This is a genomic window from Serratia nematodiphila DZ0503SBS1, assembly GCF_000738675.1.
GTDB classification, from domain to species: domain Bacteria; phylum Pseudomonadota; class Gammaproteobacteria; order Enterobacterales; family Enterobacteriaceae; genus Serratia; species Serratia nematodiphila.
Genome location: NZ_JPUX01000001.1, coordinates 2,632,340 through 2,652,897, shown reverse-complemented (window position 1 = coordinate 2,652,897; position 20,558 = coordinate 2,632,340). Strand labels below are relative to the sequence as shown.

At 59.1% G+C, this 20,558-nt stretch carries 17 protein-coding genes; 11 read left to right on the top strand and 6 right to left on the bottom strand.

The window, feature by feature from the left end; all coding sequences use genetic code 11:
• Positions 1–14 precede the first annotated feature (14 nt).
• Entirely contained in the window at positions 15–1,205 is a 1,191-nt protein-coding gene (gene uxuA, locus JL05_RS12265; protein WP_033632560.1) for a mannonate dehydratase, read from the bottom strand.
• 292 nt (positions 1,206–1,497) lie between these two features.
• Between uxuA and JL05_RS12260 the strand changes: the two genes are divergently transcribed.
• A complete protein-coding gene (locus JL05_RS12260; RefSeq protein WP_033632559.1) occupies positions 1,498–2,970 on the top strand; it encodes a mannitol dehydrogenase family protein in 1,473 nt (490 codons plus the stop codon).
• A 62-nt stretch (positions 2,971–3,032) separates the two neighbouring features.
• On the opposite strand, the gene JL05_RS12255 is transcribed toward JL05_RS12260, so the two are convergent.
• Positions 3,033–3,341, bottom strand: coding sequence for a YmdA family protein (locus JL05_RS12255; protein WP_033632558.1), 309 nt, complete (start codon positions 3,339–3,341; stop codon positions 3,033–3,035).
• Positions 3,342–3,659: 318 nt separating this feature from the next.
• Between JL05_RS12255 and JL05_RS12250 the strand changes: the two genes are divergently transcribed.
• The 8 genes from JL05_RS12250 (at position 3,660) to yejF (ending at position 14,030) form a co-directional block, all read left to right on the top strand.
• A complete protein-coding gene (locus JL05_RS12250; protein ID WP_033632557.1) occupies positions 3,660–4,634 on the top strand; it encodes a CobW family GTP-binding protein in 975 nt (324 codons plus the stop codon).
• Between the two features lie 77 nt (positions 4,635–4,711).
• The gene (locus JL05_RS12245) at positions 4,712–5,422 is read left to right on the top strand and encodes a phosphatase PAP2 family protein (RefSeq protein ID WP_033632556.1); all 711 of its coding nucleotides are present in this window, start codon (positions 4,712–4,714) and stop codon (positions 5,420–5,422) included.
• Positions 5,423–5,832: 410 nt separating this feature from the next.
• A complete protein-coding gene (gene mepS, locus JL05_RS12240; RefSeq protein ID WP_025303553.1) occupies positions 5,833–6,408 on the top strand; it encodes a bifunctional murein DD-endopeptidase/murein LD-carboxypeptidase in 576 nt (191 codons plus the stop codon).
• A 411-nt stretch (positions 6,409–6,819) separates the two neighbouring features.
• Positions 6,820–8,406, top strand: coding sequence for a cyclic di-GMP phosphodiesterase (locus JL05_RS12235; RefSeq protein WP_033632555.1), 1,587 nt, complete (start codon positions 6,820–6,822; stop codon positions 8,404–8,406).
• Positions 8,407–8,495: 89 nt separating this feature from the next.
• Positions 8,496–10,304, top strand: a complete 1,809-nt coding sequence (locus JL05_RS12230) for an extracellular solute-binding protein (protein ID WP_033632554.1) — start codon at positions 8,496–8,498, stop codon at positions 10,302–10,304.
• A gap of 9 nt (positions 10,305–10,313) precedes the next feature.
• Positions 10,314–11,405 (top strand): microcin C ABC transporter permease YejB, encoded by a 1,092-nt coding sequence (locus tag JL05_RS12225; protein ID WP_033632553.1) that lies wholly within the window; start codon positions 10,314–10,316, stop codon positions 11,403–11,405.
• Positions 11,402–12,427 carry an ABC transporter permease gene (locus JL05_RS12220; protein WP_015378535.1) on the top strand — a complete coding sequence of 342 codons (1,026 nt, stop codon included), beginning with the start codon at positions 11,402–11,404 and terminating at the stop codon, positions 12,425–12,427. Before JL05_RS12225 ends, JL05_RS12220 begins: the two co-directional genes overlap by 4 nt.
• 1 nt (position 12,428) lies before the next feature.
• Complete coding sequence (gene yejF, locus JL05_RS12215; protein ID WP_033632552.1) at positions 12,429–14,030, top strand: microcin C ABC transporter ATP-binding protein YejF; 1,602 nt, start codon at positions 12,429–12,431, stop codon at positions 14,028–14,030.
• Positions 14,031–14,038: 8 nt separating this feature from the next.
• On the opposite strand, the gene JL05_RS12210 is transcribed toward yejF, so the two are convergent.
• The 3 genes from JL05_RS12210 to rsuA all read right to left on the bottom strand — a co-directional run bounded on the left by JL05_RS12210 (position 14,039) and on the right by rsuA (position 16,929).
• The gene (locus JL05_RS12210; protein ID WP_004935763.1) at positions 14,039–14,383 is read right to left on the bottom strand and encodes a YejG family protein; all 345 of its coding nucleotides are present in this window, start codon (positions 14,381–14,383) and stop codon (positions 14,039–14,041) included.
• A 594-nt stretch (positions 14,384–14,977) separates the two neighbouring features.
• Positions 14,978–16,174, bottom strand: a complete 1,197-nt coding sequence (locus JL05_RS12205) for a Bcr/CflA family multidrug efflux MFS transporter (protein WP_015378537.1) — start codon at positions 16,172–16,174, stop codon at positions 14,978–14,980.
• Positions 16,175–16,215: 41 nt separating this feature from the next.
• Positions 16,216–16,929: a 16S rRNA pseudouridine(516) synthase RsuA gene (rsuA, locus tag JL05_RS12200; RefSeq protein ID WP_033632551.1), complete on the bottom strand. Its 714-nt coding sequence runs from the start codon at positions 16,927–16,929 to the stop codon at positions 16,216–16,218.
• Positions 16,930–17,248: 319 nt separating this feature from the next.
• Here rsuA and radD point away from each other — a divergent pair, with 319 nt between their 5' ends.
• Positions 17,249–19,006, top strand: coding sequence for a DNA repair helicase RadD (gene radD, locus JL05_RS12195; RefSeq protein WP_033632550.1), 1,758 nt, complete (start codon positions 17,249–17,251; stop codon positions 19,004–19,006).
• Positions 19,007–19,168: 162 nt separating this feature from the next.
• Entirely contained in the window at positions 19,169–19,453 is a 285-nt protein-coding gene (gene rplY / locus JL05_RS12190; RefSeq protein ID WP_004935776.1) for a 50S ribosomal protein L25, read from the top strand.
• Between the two features lie 84 nt (positions 19,454–19,537).
• Here the strand turns inward: rplY and yejK are convergent, their stop codons facing one another.
• A complete protein-coding gene (gene yejK / locus JL05_RS12185; protein WP_004935779.1) occupies positions 19,538–20,545 on the bottom strand; it encodes a nucleoid-associated protein YejK in 1,008 nt (335 codons plus the stop codon).
• Positions 20,546–20,558 lie beyond the last annotated feature (13 nt).

The following is a 20,558-nucleotide window of genomic DNA, read 5'->3' as shown; positions in this document are numbered from 1 at the left end:
CGTTTCATTTTCCGCTACGGCAACTCCGGGAAAAAACGCCGCTTGAGCGCCAGCTCGACGCCGCGCAGCTCCGCCAGCCCTTTCAACCGCCCGATGGCCGAATAGCCCGGATTGGTTTTCTTTTTCAAATCGTCCAGCATCTGATGCCCATGATCGGGGCGCATCGGGATCGGCCGCCGATCGCCCGCCCGCTGCCGACGCAGCTCTTCGGTCAGGATCGCTTCGATCACCGCCACCATGTCCACATCGCCCTGCAGATGCGCCCCCTCGTGGAAGCTTTTCGGGTTTTCCTCGCGGCAGGTGGCGCGCAGGTGGGTAAAGTGAATGCGATCGCCGAAGGTTTCAATCATCCGCACCAGATCGTTGTCGGCGCGCACGCCGTAGGAACCGGTGCACATGGTGAAGCCGTTATGAATGCTGTCGACGGTCTGCTTCAGCCACTGCATGTCTTCGATCGTGGAGACGATGCGCGGCAGGCCGAGGATCGGCCGCGGCGGATCGTCGGGGTGCACCGCCAGCCGGATGCCGGCCTCTTCCGCCACCGGCACGATGGCGCGCAGAAAGACCGCCATGTTTTCGCGCAGCCGCGCCTTGTCGATGCCGTCGTATTCCGCCAGGCGGCGGCGGAACTGCTCCAACGTATAGCCTTCTTCCGCACCCGGCAGCCCGGCGATGATGTTGCCGGTCAGCGTGGCTTTCTCCTCCTCGCTCATGGCGGCGAAATAGGCCGCCGCCTGACTGCGCTCTTGCGCCGTATAGTCCGCCTCGGCGCCGGCGCGCTGCAGGATATGCAGCTCGAACGCGGCGAAGGCTACCTGATCGAAACGCAGCGCTTTGGAACCGTCCGGCAGCGGATAGGCCAGATCGGTGCGCGTCCAGTCGAGGATCGGCATGAAGTTGTAGCAAACGGTGTCGATGCCGCAGGCCGCCAGATTGCGCAGTGACTGCTGGTAATTGGCGATGTACCGCCGCCAGTCGCCGCTGTGGGTTTTGATCTCCTCATGTACCGGCACGCTCTCCACCACCGACCACACCAGCCCCTTTTCCGCCAGCAGCGCCTGCCGCGCGCGGATCTCGTCGATCGGCCAGACTTCGCCGTTCGCAATATGGTGCAGCGCCGTGACCACCCCGGTTGCCCCGGCCTGACGCACGTCATCCAAAGAGACCGGATCGTTCGGGCCATACCAACGCCATGTTTGTTCCATGTTGTGTCCTTATGCCTGTCTCGCATCGCGATGTTGTTATACCAGTTTAATTTAGATGTCAGCTAGCTTTAACTTACTCTTTCGCCGCGCGCTGTCAAAATTGAACCGTTCATTGGTTGATCCGCTTCACGATTCTGGCTTATTTTGGCCTGACCAATTCCCTTAACCTGCCGACAACTTTAGACTGGTGGCAGTTTTTTATCGCCGGCGCCCCGCTGTCCATGCGTCGGCAAACTGGTCTGCTAACTTGACGCAAGTGGCCCGCCAGCTATCTATTCGCTTTGGAGATGAGATGAATACGATCGCCAACACCCCGCTGCCGGGCGCCGTCCGGCAACCGAATTATGATCGCCGGGCCCTGCGCAGCCGTATCGTGCACCTGGGTTTCGGCGCGTTCCACCGCGCGCATCAGGCGCTGCTGACCGATCGGGTGCTGAACGCCCACGGCGGCGACTGGGGCATTTGCGAGATCAGTCTTTCCGGCGGCGTGCCGCTGTTTGAGGCGCTGCGGCAACAGGATCATCTGTACAGCGTGCTGGAGAAAGGCGCGGACGGCCATCAGGCCATCGTGATCGGCGCGGTGCATGAGAGCCTGCACCGCAAACTGGAGGGCATCGCCGCGGTGCTGGAGAAGCTGGCCGAACCGCAGGTGGCGATCGTCTCGATGACCATCACCGAAAAAGGCTACTGCATCGAGCCCGGCAGCGGACGGCTGGACAGACAGCATTCGGGGATCGTCGCCGATCTGGCGTGGCCGCATCAGCCGCAGACCGCGCCCGGCATTTTGGTGGAAACGCTGCGGCTGCGGCGCGAACGCGGCCTGTCCGCCTTCTCCCTGCTTTCCTGCGACAATATTCCGGAGAACGGCCACGTGTTGCGCCGGGCGGTGCTCGATCTGGCGCAGGCGCGGGATCCGTCGCTCGCCGACTGGATCGCCACCGCCGCCACCTTCCCCTGCACCATGGTGGATCGCATCGTGCCGGCCGCCACGCCGGCCACGCTGGATGAGATCGCCGCCGCGCTGGGCGGCGTGCGCGACGAATGCGCCATCGCCTGCGAGCCCTTCATTCAATGGGTGGTGGAAGACAACTTCACCGCCGGACGCCCGGCGTGGGAGTTGGCCGGCGCCCAGTTGGTCAGCGATGTGCTGCCGTTTGAACACATGAAGCTGCGCATGCTGAACGGCAGCCACTCGTTCCTGGCTTACTTAGGCTACCTGGGCGGCTACCGCTATATCAACGAGTGCATGGCGGACGAGCACTACCGCCGCGCCGCCCTGCGGTTGATGCTGGACGAACAGGCGCCAACGCTGAGCGTCACCGGCATCAGCCTGCCCGATTATGCCGCACAGCTTATCGCGCGCTTCAGCAATCCGGCGCTGCAACACCTCACCTGGCAGATCGCCATGGACGGCACGCAGAAGCTGCCGCAGCGGCTGCTGGATGCCGTGCGCTGGCATCTGCGGCACGGCGGCGACTATAGCGGGCTGGCGCTGGGCGTGGCGGGCTGGATGCGTTACGTCGGCGGCGTCGATGACGCCGGTGAGCCGATCGACATTCGCGATCCGCTGGCAGACGTGCTGCAGCAGACGATCGCCGCCACAACGGACGATCGACGGCGCGTAGCGGCGCTATTGGCGTTGAAATCGGTATTCGGCGAAACGCTGGCGGCGCATGCGGCGTTTAGCGAAACGGTGACGCAAGCCTATTTATCGCTGCGCGATCGCGGCGCGCGTGAAACGGTGAAGGAATGGGTGATGCGGTGAGGAGCCTGCAGGGCCGAGAATAACCATGCCGGCGTAACGTTACGCCGGCATGGCGGAACGACTTAACGATAAACGACCGTCATAACAGCGAGTTTCTTCTGTTGGTCTACCCACTTCATTTCGGTTGTGCCTAGATTTAGCGGAAGTTCTTTGCGTGTAGTATCAAAACCTGACAACGCTTGCTGGGCCTGATAACGCTGGCCGTTGCGGTAACATTGCGTATTCGCCTTAGAATCTGCAATATTGACCGTGCAAGGACTTTCAACGATAGAACCGACGAAGCGAATTACCCCGCCGGCCACTCCTGCCTGACTCACTGCCGTCCATGAAAACAACATTCCTACGATCAAAAATAACCGAAAGGTATTCATGGCAACCTCATTTTTAGTTAAGCCAATTTAACCATAGAGGATCTTGTTAGGAATAATCGCAAGGAAAGGGACGAGATTTGATCGTTAATCTCGTCATTAACAATGTAAAAACAAGCTACTAACAAAAGTTAACCGCATCTAATACAGGGTTTTATCTAAGAATTTTCTTGTTATAAACGGTGGATTTTGTCGGTTGAAAAGCGCATGGTGACGTGCAAAATTTGCGAGATAGAGCACAAATTAAATCGCGGCCGTTTCACCGACACGGCTGCGTAACTCATTTATTAAGCAGGTTAATTTTTGCGCCAGGAATTATTAATGACTAAAACCAATTTGATTACCGGTTTCCTCGGCAGCGGCAAAACCACCACTATCCGCCATTTGCTGGCTCATAAGCCCGAACATGAACGCTGGGCGGTATTGGTCAATGAATTCGGTGAGATCGGCATCGACGGCGCGCTGCTGGCGGACAGCGGCGCGGTGCTCAAAGAGATCCCCGGTGGCTGCATGTGCTGCGTCAACGGCCTGCCGATGCAGGTGGGCTTGAATATGCTGTTGCAGCAGGCCAAACCGGATCGGCTGCTGATCGAGCCGACCGGGCTCGGGCATCCGAAACAAATCCTGTCGCTGCTGACCCAGGAGAGCTATGCCGGCTGGATCGATCTGCAGGCCACCCTGTGCCTGCTGGATGCCCGCCAGCTCAGCCAGCCCCGCTACCGCGACAACGAAAACTTCCGCGATCAGCTGGCCGCGGCCGACATTATTTTAGCCAGCAAAAGCGATACCTACCGGCCGGAAGACTGGCTGGCGCTGGAGGCCTGGAAGGCGCAAGACCCGCTGCAGCGGCCCTGCTACGCCATCGCGCAAGGCGAAGCGGATGTCGCGCTGTTGTCACTTCCGCGCACGAATCGTACAGAATTGCCGGACGCGCAGCATCATCATGGTCAGGCGAAAAAGCAGGGGCTGGCGGCGCTGCGGCTGCCAGAGCACGCCCGCTGGCGGCGAGCGTTGAATGAAGGGCAAGGCTTCACCAGCTGCGGCTGGATTTTTGACGGCGATACCCGGTTCGACACCGTCGGCTTCATGGAATGGGTGCGACTCGCGCCGGTCGAACGCGCCAAAGGCGTGGTACGCATCCCCGAAGGCACATTGCTGATCAATCGTCAGGGGCAGGATCTCAACATCGAAACCCGCCCGGTCGCGCCGCTCGACAGCCGAATTGAGCTTATCCACAGCGAAAATGTCGATTGGAATGCCCTGCAATCCGCCTTGTTTAAGATTCGTTTAAGTTAAACCCCGTACCGTTGCCCCCCGGATGCCGCAGGGCTGCCGGGTTTTATTTCGTTTTCATTTTTCCAACAGGTTATGTCATGACACGCCGCAATTTACCCCTCATTCTCTTCTTCAACTTACTGGGCGTTGCGCTGTTTCTGTCCTGGTTCCTGCCGGCCAATCACGGCGGCTGGTTTACCCTGGATTCGGCGATTTTCTTCTTCTTTAACCGCCATCTGGCCACCGACCCGGCGTTTTTACACCTGGTCGCCATCACCAACAACCGCGCGTTCGATGTGATTTCGCTGCTCGCCATGGGGCTGCTGTATCTGTACTTTTATCTGAAGCAGGACGCCGCAGGCCGCCGCCGTCTGGTGATCACCGGCGTGGTGATGCTGCTGACCGCCGTGGTGCTGAACCAGCTTGGCCACCTGCTGCCGGTGAAACATCCAAGCCCCACCCTGACCTTTGACAATATCCATCGCGTCAGCGAGCTGACCGGCATCCCCACCAAGGACGCTTCCAGCGACAGCTTCCCCGGCGACCACGGCATGATGCTGATTATTTTTTCCTGCTTTATGCTGCGCTATTTCGGCCGCGGCGCCTTCGCCGTCGCCCTGCTGATTACGGTGGTCTTCTCATTGCCGCGCGTGATGATTGGCGCCCACTGGTTTACCGATATCGCCGTCGGCTCATTGTCCGTGGTGCTGGTTGGCGCCAGCTGGGTGCTGATGACGCCTTGCAGCGACTGGATCGTCGATCGGTTGAATCGCCTGTTGCCCGGTAAGCACCGCCCCGGTCAACCATAATTTGTGTCTATGACTCATGCCGGGAGGCTTACGCCTCCCGCCCTCTTCCCCTCGCCGCGCGCAAAAATTTCCCCACCGTTCGTTAACTCTTTTGCAACCTGATTTCACGCCAGATTCATACATCGGACAATTGGCGTTTTTTATATGAAGATTTACATTATGTTACATCACAAATTCATATAAAAAAGACGGGAAAAAGGCTCGCAATCCCCTATTGGTTCCGGTAATCTCAGATGCGTTTGTGCCTGGTTTAAGTCGAATCAGTATGAAATCCGATAAAAATGTGCGTTCTCGCACGTTTTCAACGGTAACTGGTTGTCGATGCAACAGGTGCGGACTAGGCTCGTTTCGTTTGGCATTTTTCAGGTAGCGACTTTCGTCGTTAAGGACTTCAAGGGAAAACAACAACAATGGTCAAATCTCAACCGTTTCTGAGATATTTTTTGCGGGTAGTCCCTGCAATTGCCGCTGCGGTTATGCTGTCAGCGTGCAGCTCGACTCACACTTCGAACTTGAATAACGCACAAACTGAGATGCGTGCAGTTAATGACAAAGACGGTCTTTTACTGCAAGCCTCTCAGGATGAATTCGAAGCGATGGTCCGCAACGTTGACGTCAAGTCAAAGATTATGGATCAGTATGCGGATTGGAAAGGCGTTCGCTACCGCTTAGGCGGTGACACCAAGCGCGGCATCGATTGCTCGGCGTTTGTACAGCGCACCTTCCGCGAACAGTTCGGCATGGATTTACCGCGTTCGACCTATGAACAGGAAGATCTCGGCAAGAAAATTCAGCGCACCAAGCTGCGCGCCGGCGATTTGGTGCTGTTCCGCGCCGGTTCTACCGGGCGCCATGTCGGCATCTATTTAGGCAACGATCAGTTCGTTCACGCCTCCACCAGCAGTGGAGTCATGATTTCCAAGCTGACCGATAACTATTGGAATAAACGTTATCGAGAAGCGCGCCGGGTGCTGACCAACGGTTAACGGCGCAACGCCCTGAAGATCCTGAATACCAAACGAGCGATAAGCGCCGCCCACGGGCGGCGTTTTTTTTGGTTGTCGAACAGGTATCATCAAAATTGATCCCTGCCTTATCGTCACCTTTCCCTGCTTAACGCCGCCGCACGCCATTATTTTGATAAACTGTTGGCAGGAAATCGCCCCGTCGAGGAAAAACTCGCCTATTATCGTCAGATGACGGCAACGGCGCCCCGGCGTTATTTAAAACGTTTCCGCTGATATTATGCGCATGATATTTCTGTCGGCGACGCCACATATTTAAATGGCGCCGCCGGTTGGTACGGGATAAAAGGCAAAAATGAAAAAAAAACCGTTGGCACAATCCATTAACTGGCTGCACGACACGCCTGACGCCCGGTTGCAGAGGACTCGGTTATGGGCTTGAAAAGAGCTTTCGCCCGCAGCGTGTCTCACCGACAACGCAGCCTGGCTAAAAGCGGTGTCGCCGCCCTGGTATTTTTTACGCTATTCACCGCGGTCACGCTTTCTTTGATCAACCACCAGCGCACGCAATATCAACATAAGGTCGAAGCGCGCACGCAAAAGTTCACGCTGGGTTATATCTCGCATCTGACGGCGGTGATGCGGCAAATGATGCCGCTGCTGGACAAGCCTTGCCTCTCCAGCCAGTCGGATATTACCTACCAGGCGGCCTTTACCAGCGGCGTGCGCACCTTCCTGTTGGTGAAGGACGGCTACGCCTATTGCTCCTCCGCCACGGGCGACATGATGTTGCCGATGAAAAATATCTACCAGGATATCGACTGGGATCTGCCTCTGGATCTCAAGCTGCAGCAGGGTACGCCGATGGTGCCAAATAAACCGGCGGTTGCGGTTTGGCTGCGACATCCCGGCGAAAAGGCCACCGGCATCCTCGCTACGCTGGACATCGATCTGATGCCCTACCTGCTGTTCACCTCGCACGACGAACAGGCGCCGGGCATCGCCATCGTGATGGGCAACCGCGCGTTGACCACTTTCAGCCCGAACCTGATGCCGGTCAATCAGCTACCGAAGGGCAAGGCGGATACCCTGACGCTGCCCAATCTGCCGCTGACCATCCTGTTCTACAACGAGAAACTGACCCCCAACGACATTCGCCTGACGCTGCTGGGCAGCCTGGTGCTGTCATTGATGACCGGCGTACTCTGCTACTACATGCTGCTGCTGCGGCAAAGCCCGGAACGCGCGCTGCTGCGCGGCATCAAGCGCAACGAGTTCTTTATCGAATACCAGCCGGTGTTCCATACCGACAGCAACAGCATCGGCGGGCTGGAAGCGCTGATCCGCTGGCAGCATCCGATCGAGGGCCGCATCCCGCCCGATGTCTTTATCCCCTACGCCGAAAGCAACGGGCTGATCGTGCCGCTTACCCGCCACCTGTTCAGGCTGATCGCCGAAGATGCGCCACAGCTCGCCAAAGCGCTGCCACGGGGAGGTAAAGTCGGCCTCAACATTTCCCCCGCCCACCTTAGCGCACCGTCGTTTCACCAGGACGTGTATGAATTGTTGACGCAGCTGCCGGGCGATTACTTTACGCTGGTGTTTGAAATCACCGAACGCGGCATGGTGGAAGAAGAGAGCGCGCTGGCGGAGTTTGACTGGCTGCACAAACAGGGCATCGAGATCGCGGTGGACGATTTCGGCACCGGGCACAGCGCGCTTATTTATCTTGAGCGCTTCACCATGGATTATCTGAAGATTGACCGTGGTTTCGTCAACACCATCGGCCAGGACACGGTCACCGCGCCGGTGCTGGATGCGGTGATCTCGTTGGCGAAAAAGCTGAAAATGCTGACGGTGGCCGAAGGCGTGGAAACCGCCGAGCAGATGCAGTTTCTGCAAGAACACGGCGTCAACTTCATGCAGGGGTACTACTTCAGCAAGCCGCTGAGCATCGATGATTTCGTCGCTTACTGCAATGCTCATCAGGTCTTTGATTATCAGGAAAAAAATAGTTAACCTTTAAGCATCTTTACCCTGCGCCCGCCCGAAGAATGTTATGCTGGGCGCAGGTTGTACTTTATTCCACAGCAGGAGCTTACCGTCTGATGTCCGTGCGCATTTTCGCTGCTCTGGTGCTCTCGGCACTGAGCTTCGGTCTGCGGGCCGAAGCCCTCAACGAAAGCTACGCTTTCGCCCTTCTCGGTGAACCGAAATACGCCACCGACTTCAGCCATTTCGACTACGTCAACCCGGCGGCGCCCAAGGGAGGTGACGTGCGACTGGCGGCCATCGGCACCTACGACAACTTCAACCGCTTCGCTACCCGCGGCGTGCCCGGCGAGCGCACGATGGAGCTGTACGATACGCTGTTCACCAACTCCGACGACGAACCCGGCAGCTATTACCCGTTGATTGCCGAATCGGCCCGTTTCCCGGCCGACATGCGCTGGATGGAATTGGATATCAACGCCCGCGCCCGCTTCCAGGACGGCAGCCCGATCACCGCCGCCGACGTGGCCTTTACCTTCAATAAATTCATGACCGAAGGCGTGCCGCAGTTTCGCTCCTATTACAAAGGCGTCACGGTCAAGGCCATTTCCCGGCTGACGGTGCGCATCGAGCTGCCTAAGGCGAACCGTGAGCAAATCCTCAGCCTGCTCAGCCTGCGCGTATTGCCGGAAAGCTTCTGGAAAAACCATAAGCTCAACGAACCGCTCAGCACCCCGCCGCTCGCCAGCGGCCCGTATAAAATCGGCGATTACCGCCTCGGCCAGTACATCACCTATCAGCGGGTGCGCGACTACTGGGCCGCCAATCTGCCGGTGAACCGCGGCCGCTACAACTTCGACAGCATTCGCTACGATTATTATCTGGACGACAAAGTATCGTTGGAAGCCTTCAAGGCCGGCGCCTACGATTTCCGCATCGAGCCGTCGCCCAAAAGCTGGGCCACCCAATATCAGGGCGGCAACTTCGCGCGCAACTACATCATCAAGCAGGACGAGACCAACCAGGCGGCGCAGAATACCCGCTGGCTGGCGTTCAATCTGCAAAAACCGCTGTTCGCCGATCGTCGGGTACGGGAAGCGATCGGCCTGGCTTTCGATTTTAACTGGATGAACAAGGCGCTGTATTACAACGCCTATCAGCGCGCCGACAGCTATTTCCAAAACACCGCCTACGCAGCCCGCGGCTACCCGGACGCCGCTGAACTGGCCTTGCTGGCACCGCTCAAGGGCCAGATACCGCCGGAGGTATTTACCAGTATCTACCAACCGCCCTCCTCCGACGGTAGCGGCAACGATCGACAAAACCTGCTGAAGGCGACCCAACTGCTGAAAGAAGCCGGTTGGGTGGTCAAAAATCAAAAGCTGGTCAACGCCAAAACCGGCCAGCCGTTCACCTTTGAACTGATGCTGCTGAGCGGCAGCAACTTCCAGTACGTGCTGCCGTTCCGCCACAACCTGCAGCGGTTGGGCATCGAGATGCAAATCCGCGAGATTGACGCCTCGCAGTACACCCGCCGCATGCGCGAGCGCGATTTCGACATGATGTCGACGGTGTATATGGCGATGCCGTTCCCCAGCGCCGATCTGCAAATTCTGTGGGATTCGCAGTACATCGATTCCAGCTATAACACCCCCGGCGTCAAAGATCCGGCGGTCGACAGCCTGGTCAGGCAAATCGCCGCCCATCAGGGCGACGAAAACGCCCTGTTGCCGCTCGGCCGCGCGCTGGACCGGGTGCTGACCTGGAACAACTACATGCTGCCGATGTGGTACTCCAACCACGACCGCTACGCCTATTGGGACAAGTTCTCCACGCCGTCGATCCGCCCGGCCTATGCGATCGGCTTCGACAACTGGTGGTACGACGTCAACAAGGCGGCGCGCTTACCGGCTCAGCGGCAATAAGGAGTCGGAATGGCGGCCTATCTGATACGCAGACTGTTATTGGTGATCCCCACGCTGTGGGCGATCATCACCATCAACTTTTTTATCGTGCAAATCGCCCCCGGCGGTCCGGTCGATCAGGCCATCGCCGCCATTGAGCTGGGGCACGGCAGCGGGTTTGGCAGCGGCGGTGTCGGCGAAGGTCTGGGGCATGCCCGGACGGGCATCGCGGCAGGCGACGGCCAATATCGCGGTTCGCGCGGCCTGGATCCGGAGGTGATCACCGAGATCACTAAGCGTTACGGCTTCGACAAACCGCTGCACGAGCGCTACTTCACCATGCTGTGGAATTATATGCGCTTCGACTTCGGCGACAGCCTGTTTCGCGGCGCTTCGGTGATGCAGCTGATCGGCCAGAGCCTGCCGGTCTCCATCACGCTGGGCCTTTGGAGCACGCTGATCATCTATCTGGTGTCGATCCCGCTCGGCATCCGCAAGGCCGTCCACAATGGCAGCGTGTTCGATACCTGGAGCAGCACGCTGATCATTATCGGCTACGCCATTCCGGCTTTTCTGTTCGCCATTCTGATGATCGTGCTGTTCGCCGGCGGCAGCTATCTCGACTGGTTCCCGCTGCGCGGCCTGGTATCGAGCAACTTCGACACCCTCTCCTGGCCGGCGAAGATCGCCGACTACCTGTGGCACATCACGCTGCCGGTGCTGGCGACGGTGATCGGCGGTTTCGCCACCCTGACCATGCTGACCAAGAACTCATTCCTCGACGAGATCCGCAAACAGTACGTCACCACCGCCCGCGCCAAAGGCCTGGACGAGAAAAAGATCCTGTACCGCCACGTGTTCCGCAACGCCATGCTGCTGGTGATCGCCGGTTTTCCGGCCACCTTTATCAGCATGTTTTTCACCGGCTCACTGCTGATTGAGGTGATGTTCTCGCTCAACGGCCTGGGGCTGCTGGGTTACGACGCCACGCTGCAGCGCGACTACCCGGTGATGTTCGGCACGTTGTATATCTTCACCCTGATCGGCCTGCTGTTGAATATCCTCAGCGATATCACCTACACCCTGGTCGATCCGCGCATTGACTTCGAGGCCCGCCAATGAGCCGCCTTAGCCCGATCAACCAGGCGCGCTGGGCGCGTTTTCGCCGCAATCGCCGCGGCTACTGGTCGCTGTGGATCTTTTTGGTGCTGTTCACCCTGAGCCTGGCCGCCGATCTGATCGCCAACGACAAACCGCTGTTGGTGCGTTATGAAGGCCGGTTGTACCTGCCGTTTATGATTAGCTACAGCGAAACCGCCTTCGGCGGCGAACTGAATACCGAAGCCGACTATCAGGATCCGTTCGTGCAGCGGCAGATCGAACGGCACGGCTGGGCGGTCTGGGCACCGATCCGCTTCAGTTACGACACCATCAACTTCGCCACGGAGGTGCCCTTCCCTTCACCGCCTTCGCGGCACAACCTGCTGGGCACCGACAGCAACGGCGGCGACGTGCTGGCTCGGGTGCTGTACGGTTTTCGCATTTCGATGTTGTTCGGTCTGGCGCTGACGCTGTTTTCCAGCCTGATCGGCGTGTGCGTCGGCGCGACGCAGGGGTATTACGGCGGGCGTTTCGATCTGTGGGGACAGCGCTTTATCGAAGTGTGGTCGGGCATGCCGACGCTGTTTCTGATCATTCTGCTGTCGAGCATCGTCCAGCCCAATTTCTGGTGGCTGCTCGGCATCACCATCCTGTTCGGCTGGATGAGCCTGGTGGGCGTGGTGCGCGCCGAATTCCTGCGCACCCGCAATTTTGACTATATCCGCGCCGCGCGCGCCATGGGCGTGCCGGATCGGGTAATCATGTCCCGCCATATGCTGCCCAACGCCATGGTGGCGACGCTGACCTTCCTGCCGTTTATCCTCTGCGGCTCGATCACCACCCTGACGTCGCTCGATTTCCTCGGTTTCGGTCTGCCGATAGGCTCGCCGTCGCTCGGTGAATTGCTGCTGCAAGGCAAAAACAATCTGCAGGCGCCGTGGCTCGGCATCACCGCCTTCCTGGTATTGGCAGTGCTGCTGTCGTTATTAATCTTTATCGGCGAAGCGGTGCGCGACGCCTTTGACCCCAGCAAGGCGCATTAATATGGCCACTCCTTTGCTCGCTATTCAGGATCTCAGCATCGCCTTCCGTCAGGGCGACACCGTCACGCCGGTGGTCAACGAACTCTCGCTGCAAATAGCGCCGGCGGAAACGCTGGCGCTGGTAGGGGAATCCGGCTCCGGCAAAAGCGTCACCGCCCTGTCGATACTGCGTCTGCTGCCCGCGCCGCCGGTGGTTTACCCTGCCGGCGATATTCTGTTCAACGGCGAGTCGTTGCTGCATGCGCCGGAGACTGACCTGCGCAAGGTGCGCGGCAATCAGATCGCGATGATCTTTCAGGAACCGATGGTGTCGCTTAACCCACTGCACACCATCGAGAAACAGCTGGCGGAAGTGCTGATGCTGCACCGCGGCCTGCGGCGCGAAGCCGCGCGCGCAGAGATCGTCGAATGCCTGGAGCGCGTCGGCATCCGTCAGGCCAAAAACCGGCTGCAGGACTATCCGCACCAGCTGTCCGGCGGCGAACGCCAACGCGTGATGATCGCCATGGCGGTGTTGACCCGCCCGAAACTGCTGATCGCCGACGAACCCACCACCGCGCTCGACGTGACTATCCAGGCGCAGATCCTGACGCTGCTGCAAGAATTGAAGCAGGAGATGGGCATGGGGTTGCTGTTCATCACCCATAATCTGAATATCGTGCGCCGCCTGGCAGACAACGTGGCGGTGATGCGCCAGGGGCGCTGCGTAGAGCAAAACGGCCGCGCGCAGCTGTTCAGCCGGCCGCAGCATCCCTACACACAGCAGCTGCTGGCCGCCGAAGACGTCGGTGAGCCGCTGCCGTTGCCCACCGCGCGCCCCAGCGACGAGCGGCCGCTGCTCAAGGTGGAAGATCTGCAGGTGCGCTTCCCCATCCGGCGCGGCCTGCTGCGCCGCACGGTGGATTATCACTATGCGCTGAAATCGTTGAGTTTCGAGCTGCGCGCCGGGGAAAGCGTGGGGCTGGTGGGAGAATCCGGCTCGGGTAAAAGCACCACCGGGCTTGCGTTATTGCGTCTGCTGGCCTCGCAGGGCGCCATCTGGTTCGACGGCGAACCGCTGCACCCGCTCACGATGAAGCAGATGCTGCCCTACCGCAGCCGAATGCAAATCGTCTTCCAGGATCCCTATTCCGCCCTGAATCCGCGCCTGAACGTGCAGCAGATCATCGCCGAGGGGCTGGAAGTGCACCAGCGTCTTAGCGCCGAGCAGCGGGAACAACGCGTGATCGAGGTGTTGCGGGAAGTCGGCCTGGATCCGCAGCTTTGCCACCGCTATCCCACCGAGTTTTCCGGCGGCCAGCGCCAGCGCATCGCCATCGCGCGCGCGCTGATCCTGCAACCGCAGCTGCTGATCCTCGACGAGCCGACCTCTTCACTGGATAAATCGGTGCAGGCGCAGATCCTGACGCTGCTGAAATCGCTGCAGCAACGCCACCGGTTGGCTTATCTGTTCATCAGCCATGACCTGCAGGTGGTGCGTTCGCTATGTCACCAGGTCATCGTACTGCGACAGGGGGAAGTGGTTGAACAGGGAGACTGCCGGGCGATTTTCGCGGCGCCCGCAGCCGACTATACCCGTCAACTGCTGCAGTTGGCGGATTAGCGGCGAATTCAGAAGGGGTATTGCGCGCTGAGCGGTTCGGCGATCGCGGCACCGACGTTTTTCAGGCGGCACATGGTGGCGCTCTCGTCGCTGCGCTGCACGAACAGGCAAGGTTCCCCTTCCCATTCGACGATCGCACAGTCGACCTGAATCTCCTGCAGCGACAGATTGAGCTGTTGCATGACCTGCCAGGCCTCGGCCCCTTCATGGCTGAGCAGCTTCAGCCCAATCAGGTTGTTATCTTCGTCTATTCCGTTAAACGGAATCGGTTCGACCTTCACGCCGGTGAAACCGGATAGCCAACGATAACTTTGCGGCAAGCGATGCACTACCGAAAGTTGGATACTCTCCACATGAAATCCCTAGTTTGAAAAGGTGAAACACTTTTACCTGACAGGGTTACTAAGTTATAGCCGTTGACTCCCGACTCTGCCGCGCACAAATGTTATTTAAATGTAAATTTTGCCGCAAGCCATTAACCTGACCCCGTGCTTGCCGATGCCGTGCCACTTTTTGGCGCGCCGTGCGGTGTTATTTCACGGCATTTTGCGACTCAGCTCGCATTTTTGCGTTATATGTAACCCTTTCCCGCAGCGATCTCAACTCTTTTTTCTTGCAATGCGACTACTTTTTCGTCGCCATATTTTTACAATGAAGAAACATCTTACCCGTCACGTTAGCGCTGCCACCGCTGCTAATACCTTGATTTACATCAATCCTAATACAAATCCCCCGCGCGGCTCAGCCGACAGCGCGCCGCGCCTCCCGGGGAATATTGGGCGGCACGGCGGCGGAATTTTTTAACAAAAAGCACACAGGTGAGAAAGCGGCCAATTGATTAGCATGCGTATATTTAGCAACAAATTTTTCATTGCCGGTTGCACCCTGAAATGGCAGGGCGCAACCCCGTGACGATGCGGAGCGACACGCCCCGAATAGGGAGAACGTCAGGCTGCGCGATCGCGCGGCCGGCTGGCGTAAACATAGAACAGCACCGCCACGATGCTGCACAGCGCCATCGAGGTGACCATTGGCCAAGCGCTTTTGCCCGGCGCCATCGACAGCACCGCCCCCACCAGCGCACCGATGCTGAAGCGCAACGTGCCGGCCAGGGAAGAAGCGGTGCCCGCCATATGCGGAAAATCATCCAGGATCACCGCCATGGCGTTGGAGGAGATCATCGCGATGCACCCCAGATAGACCGCAACGCCGATCACCAGCGCCCAGAAGCCCAGGCCCACGGTGCTCACCGCCATTAGCCACAGCCCCATCGCCAGCTGTACCAGCAGCCCCAGCTTGAACATCTTGACCGCGCCGAAGCGCCGCACGTTGCGGCTGTTGATCAGCGTCGTCAGGAACAGGAAGACGATGTTCAGCGCAAAATAGTAACCGAAATGCTGCGGCGAAACGTGGTTCAGTTCGATGTAGACGAACGGCCCGGCGCTGAGGAACGAGAACATGCCCGCAAACGAGAAGGCGCTGGCCAACATGTAACTCAGCACCCGCTTATGGCGGAACAGCGAACCGAAGTTGCCCAGCGTGGTGCGCAGGTGGAACCGCTGGCGCCGCTCTTTCGGCAGCGTCTCCTTGATGAACAAGGCTACCAGCAGCGAACCGATCAGCGCCGCAGCGCCCATGGTCCAGAAGATGGCGTGCCAGCTGAACCACAGCAGCAGCGCACCGCCGATCATCGGCGCCAGCAGCGGCGCAATGGTCATCACCAGAATGACGAACGACATCATGCGCGAGAACTCATCCTTGGTGAACATATCGCGCATCAGGGCGTTGATCACCACGCTGGCGGCGGCCGCCGCCAAACCGTGCAGGAAACGCAGCCCAATCAGTTGATCGATCGACTGCGCCATGGCACAGGCGCAGCCGGCGATGGCGAAGATCAGCGTTCCCCACAGGATCACCGGTTTGCGGCCGATGCTGTCCGACATCGGCCCATAGAACAGCTGCCCGAAGGCAAAGCCGAGCATATAGGCGCTGAGCGTCATCTGCACGCTGCCGGACTCGACGCCAAACTGGGCAGCGATCACCGGCATACTGGGCAGGTACATGTCGATGGCCAACGGCATCAACATGGACAACAGGCCCAGAATGAAAATCAAACCGAGATGAGAGGTTCGGTTCTGTTGCACGTTCCACGACTCCTTAATCGGCCGCAATCAATGATCGGTTATCAGTCCTGCAGGTGCGGCGCGCCCACGCTGGCGATCTCTTCTTCTGTCAATGGGCGGTATTCGCCCGGCGCCAGATCGTCATCCAGCACGATGGCGCCGATGCGCTCACGGTGCAACGCGATCACCCGGTTGCCGACGGCGGCGAACATCCGCTTCACCTGGTGGTAGCGCCCTTCCCTGATGGTCAAGCGCACCACGTGCTCGTCGACCTGCTCCAGCGTCGCCGGCCGCGTCAGATCTTTCTCGTTGTGCAGTTGCACCCCTTCAGCGAAACGCTGCGCGGTGTCTTCCGCCAACGGGTGCTCCAACGTGACCAAATAGGTTTTCTCGCAGTGGTGGCGCGGCGACGTGACACGGTGCGACCATTGACCGTCGTCGGTCATCAGCACCAGCCCTGTGGTGTCGATATCCAACCGCCCGGCGGCGTGCAGCTTGTACGCGACCGGCTCATCGAGGAAATACAGCACCGTCGGATGATCGGGATCGTCGGTAGAGCAGACGTAGCCCTGCGGTTTGTTGAGCATGAAATAGCGCGGGCCGTTCTGCTGCTGCAGCGGATTGCCGTCGAACGCCACTTCTTGCTCCGGGGTCAGTTTGACAGCCCCGCTCTTCACTACCTCACCGTCCACGGTGACGCGTTTAGCCCGAAGTTCGCGCGCGACCAGCGCACGGCTGATGCCTAACTGCTGAGATAAAAACTTGTCCAATCGCATGGGATCTGCTTTGCCTGTCGTTGTTATGATCGCATTGATCGTATTGCCAAAATATGACGCCCGCCGTTGCACCGGGTGCAAATAGCAGGTTCAGGGGGGGAATCGCGTGGGGGAACAGCGATTGCTGTCACACAAGTATAGCGACACAACGCGTTGCCCGACAGAGGTAATTTTCACGCTTCTCGCACCGCGCGCGCGCAGAAGGCATAATAGTAGAAATTTTTCGGCCGCCCGGGGCGTAAAATGTCGCTGTTTCTGTGGGAACGGGGGCGACAAGATCTGTACCCGGCGGCCCATTCCACTCTACGGCGTTCATTTTATGGCCTTTACCCTACGCCCCTACCAACTGGAAGCGGTCGAAGCCACCATCAACCATTTTCGGCAGCGTCCCGAACCGGCGCTGATCGTGCTGCCGACCGGCGCCGGCAAAAGCCTGGTGATCGCCGAACTGGCGAAGCGCGCCCGTGGGCGGGTGCTGGTGTTGGCGCACGTCAAGGAACTGGTGGCGCAAAACCACGCCAAATACTGCGCCTACGGCCTGGAGGCGGACATCTTCGCCGCCGGTCTGCAACAAAAAGAGAGCGCCGGCAAAGTGGTGTTCGGCAGCGTGCAGTCGGTGGCGCGCAACCTGCCGCTGTTCGACGGCGCCTTTTCGCTGCTGATCGTCGATGAATGCCACCGCATCAGTGACGACGACGACAGCCAGTACCAACAAATCATCCAGCATTTGCAGAAAACCAACCCGCAGCTGCGGCTGCTGGGGTTGACCGCCACGCCCTATCGTCTGGGCAAGGGCTGGATTTACCAGTATCACTACCACGGTTTTACCCGCGGCGACGGCGCCAGCCTGTTTCGCGACTGCATCTATGAGCTGCCGCTGCGCTATATGATTAAGAACGGCTTCCTGGTGCCGCCTGAGCGGCTGGACATGCCGATTGTGCAGTACGATTTCAGCCGGCTGGAGGCCAGAAGCAACGGCCTGTTCAGCGAAGCGGATCTGAACCGCGAGCTGAAGCGGCAAAACCGCGTCACGCCGCACATTATCAGCCAGATTGTGGAGTACGCCGACGATCGCAAAGGGGTGATGATCTTCGCCGCCACCGTCGAGCACGCCCGCGAGATCCACGGCCTTCTGCCGAACGGCGAGGCCGCGCTGGTCAGCGCAGAAACACCGCCCGCCGAGCGCGATGCGCTGATCGAGGCGTTCAAACAACAGCAGTTGCGCTATCTGGTCAACGTAGCGGTATTGACCACCGGTTTCGACGCGCCGCACGTCGATCTGATCGCGATCCTGCGCCCGACCGAGTCCGTCAGCCTGTATCAGCAGATCGTCGGCCGCGGGCTGCGGCTGGCGCCCGGCAAGGAGGATTGTCTGATCCTCGACTATGCCGGCAACCCGCACGATCTGTTCACGCCTGAGGTCGGCGTCAGCAAGCCGCACGGCGACAGCCAGCCGGTGCAGGTGTTCTGCCCGGCCTGCGGCTTCGCCAATCTGTTCTGGGGCAAGTGCACCGAGAACGGCGATATCATCGAGCACTACGGCCGCCGCTGTCAGGGCTGGCTGGAAGACGACGACGGCCACCGCGAACAGTGCGATTACCGCTTCCGGTTCAAGAGCTGCCCGCACTGCGGCGCGGAGAACGACATCGCCGCACGCCGCTGCCATCAGTGTCAGGAGGTGCTGGTCGATCCCGACGATATGCTGAAAGCGGCGCTGAAGCTGAAAGACGCGCTGGTGCTGCGCTGCGGCGGCATGGAACTGCAGAGCGGCCGCGATGACAAGGGCGAATGGCTGAAGGCCACCTATTACGACGAGGACGGCACCAGCACCAGCGAGCGCTTCCGCCTGCAGACGCCGGCGCAGCGCAAAGCGTTCGAGATGCTGTTCCTGCGCCCGCACCAGCGCGCGCCGGGCGTGCCGTTCGCCTGGCACACCGCCGCCGACGTGCTGGCGCAACAGCAGGCGCTGCGCCATCCGGATTTCGTGGTGGCGCGCAAACGCGGCCAGTTTTGGCAGGTGCGCGAGAAAGTGTTCGATTATCAAGGCCGTTTCCGCCGCGCCAATCAATTGACCTGAGCGAACGGTCCCCAATCTGGACAGGTTTTCGTTGCCCTACAGGCGGCTTTCCGTTAAAATGCCGCGCGCTTTACTTGGGCCTGCCCAGCGTTAAAGCGGATTTCCGAACTTGCTACTTGGGTCGCCTGTAGCAGGGTAAATTTTCTTTTAAGAGAAAAAACAATGTTCACTATCAATGCAGAAGTACGTAAAGACCAGGGTAAAGGTGCGAGCCGCCGCCTGCGTGCAGCAAACAAATTCCCAGCTATCGTTTACGGTGGCAAAGAAGCTGCAGTTTCCATCGAATTGGACCATGATTCTGTTAAGAACATGGAAGCTAAACCAGAATTCTACAGCGAAGCAGTAACTCTGGTTATCGACGGTAAAGAAACCAAAGTTAAGGTTCAGGCTGTACAGCGTCACCCGTTCAAGCCAAAACTGGCTCACATCGACTTCGTTCGCGTTTAATCGCTACGTTTTCGAACCTTTCGGGACGCCGAAATAAAGAACGCCGCAATTGCGGCGTTTTTTATTGTCTGCGATCCGGCGCGCTTACTTGCCGCTGCCGGTCCGGCGCTGCAGCTGATCGCGTAGGTTCGGCGGCGTGCCTCTGATGGTCAGCGTGTCGGTGGCCGCATCCCAGAAAATGCGCTCGCCCAACAGCATGGCGTCGAAATTCAGGCTGATACCGCCGCCGCTGCCAGCAAATTTGGTCAGCTGGCGCAGCGTGCCGCGATCCGCCGGGAAGCTTTCCTCCAACTCATACCCTTGCTCGCTGGAGAACTGCATGAAGTCTTTCTCGCCGACCGGCGACAGCTCCTGCGACAGGGCCTGCAGTTCAATCTCTTCGCCCGCCTGCAGCTGTTCGTTGCAGTAGCTGTACACCTGTTGGCGCACCGACTGGCGCTCGTTCTTGTCCAACTGCGCATCGGCGCAGTAGTCGTCCACCGCCTGCAGCAGCCCGCGGTTTTGCGCCTTGGTGTCCAACCCTTCGGACGCCGCCAGGAAATCCATGAAGAAATCGGCGACCTTGCGGCCTACGCGCCCGCGCAGGAAGGTCAGATAGCGGGTCGATTCCGGGTTGGTTTCCCATTCGGTCAGATCGATGCGCGCGACGATATCGGCGTTGTTGATGTCCAGATAGTGCGTGGTGTTGATATCCAGCTCTTCGTTGACGCGCATGCTGTTACGGCTGTTCAGCACCGCGATCAGCAAGTACTCCACCGCCAGATAACGGTATTGGCCGAACAGCACCACGCCGCCTTCGGCAAACGGATACTTCGCCAGTTCGTCGCGCAGGCGGCCGGTCGCCGCGCGGCTGAAGGCCAGAAAGTCCTTATCGTCCTTGCGGCAAGTGCGCAGCGCTTCCGCCAGTTCGCTGCCTTCGTTGAACAGGCCCAAGGCCTTGCTCTTGGCGCTGTAGACGCGATGCAGTTCCGTCATCATTTCTTCCACCGCCGCGTTGGTGGGAAGCAAGGTATCGCGCAACACCACGTCCAGCGTTTGCTCGTCGCGTTTCACCAATTGGTGCAGAGCGATCTGGTCGATATCCAGACTCATGATAAATCCTCCT

What these genes read in the sequence shown, in the direction of transcription:
- mepS (WP_025303553.1), top strand. Translation starts at nt 5,833, where the DNA reads ATGGTCAAATCTCAACCGTTTCTGAGATATTTTTTGCGGGTAGTCCCT.
- JL05_RS12250 (WP_033632557.1), top strand. Translation starts at nt 3,660, where the DNA reads ATGACTAAAACCAATTTGATTACCGGTTTCCTCGGCAGCGGCAAAACC.
- rplY (WP_004935776.1), top strand. Translation starts at nt 19,169, where the DNA reads ATGTTCACTATCAATGCAGAAGTACGTAAAGACCAGGGTAAAGGTGCG.
- yejK (WP_004935779.1), bottom strand. Translation starts at nt 20,545, where the DNA reads ATGAGTCTGGATATCGACCAGATCGCTCTGCACCAATTGGTGAAACGC.
- uxuA (WP_033632560.1), bottom strand. Translation starts at nt 1,205, where the DNA reads ATGGAACAAACATGGCGTTGGTATGGCCCGAACGATCCGGTCTCTTTG.
- JL05_RS12235 (WP_033632555.1), top strand. Translation starts at nt 6,820, where the DNA reads ATGGGCTTGAAAAGAGCTTTCGCCCGCAGCGTGTCTCACCGACAACGC.
- yejF (WP_033632552.1), top strand. Translation starts at nt 12,429, where the DNA reads ATGGCCACTCCTTTGCTCGCTATTCAGGATCTCAGCATCGCCTTCCGT.
- JL05_RS12245 (WP_033632556.1), top strand. Translation starts at nt 4,712, where the DNA reads ATGACACGCCGCAATTTACCCCTCATTCTCTTCTTCAACTTACTGGGC.
- rsuA (WP_033632551.1), bottom strand. Translation starts at nt 16,929, where the DNA reads ATGCGATTGGACAAGTTTTTATCTCAGCAGTTAGGCATCAGCCGTGCG.
- JL05_RS12255 (WP_033632558.1), bottom strand. Translation starts at nt 3,341, where the DNA reads ATGAATACCTTTCGGTTATTTTTGATCGTAGGAATGTTGTTTTCATGG.
- JL05_RS12220 (WP_015378535.1), top strand. Translation starts at nt 11,402, where the DNA reads ATGAGCCGCCTTAGCCCGATCAACCAGGCGCGCTGGGCGCGTTTTCGC.
- JL05_RS12230 (WP_033632554.1), top strand. Translation starts at nt 8,496, where the DNA reads ATGTCCGTGCGCATTTTCGCTGCTCTGGTGCTCTCGGCACTGAGCTTC.
- radD (WP_033632550.1), top strand. Translation starts at nt 17,249, where the DNA reads ATGGCCTTTACCCTACGCCCCTACCAACTGGAAGCGGTCGAAGCCACC.
- JL05_RS12260 (WP_033632559.1), top strand. Translation starts at nt 1,498, where the DNA reads ATGAATACGATCGCCAACACCCCGCTGCCGGGCGCCGTCCGGCAACCG.
- JL05_RS12225 (WP_033632553.1), top strand. Translation starts at nt 10,314, where the DNA reads ATGGCGGCCTATCTGATACGCAGACTGTTATTGGTGATCCCCACGCTG.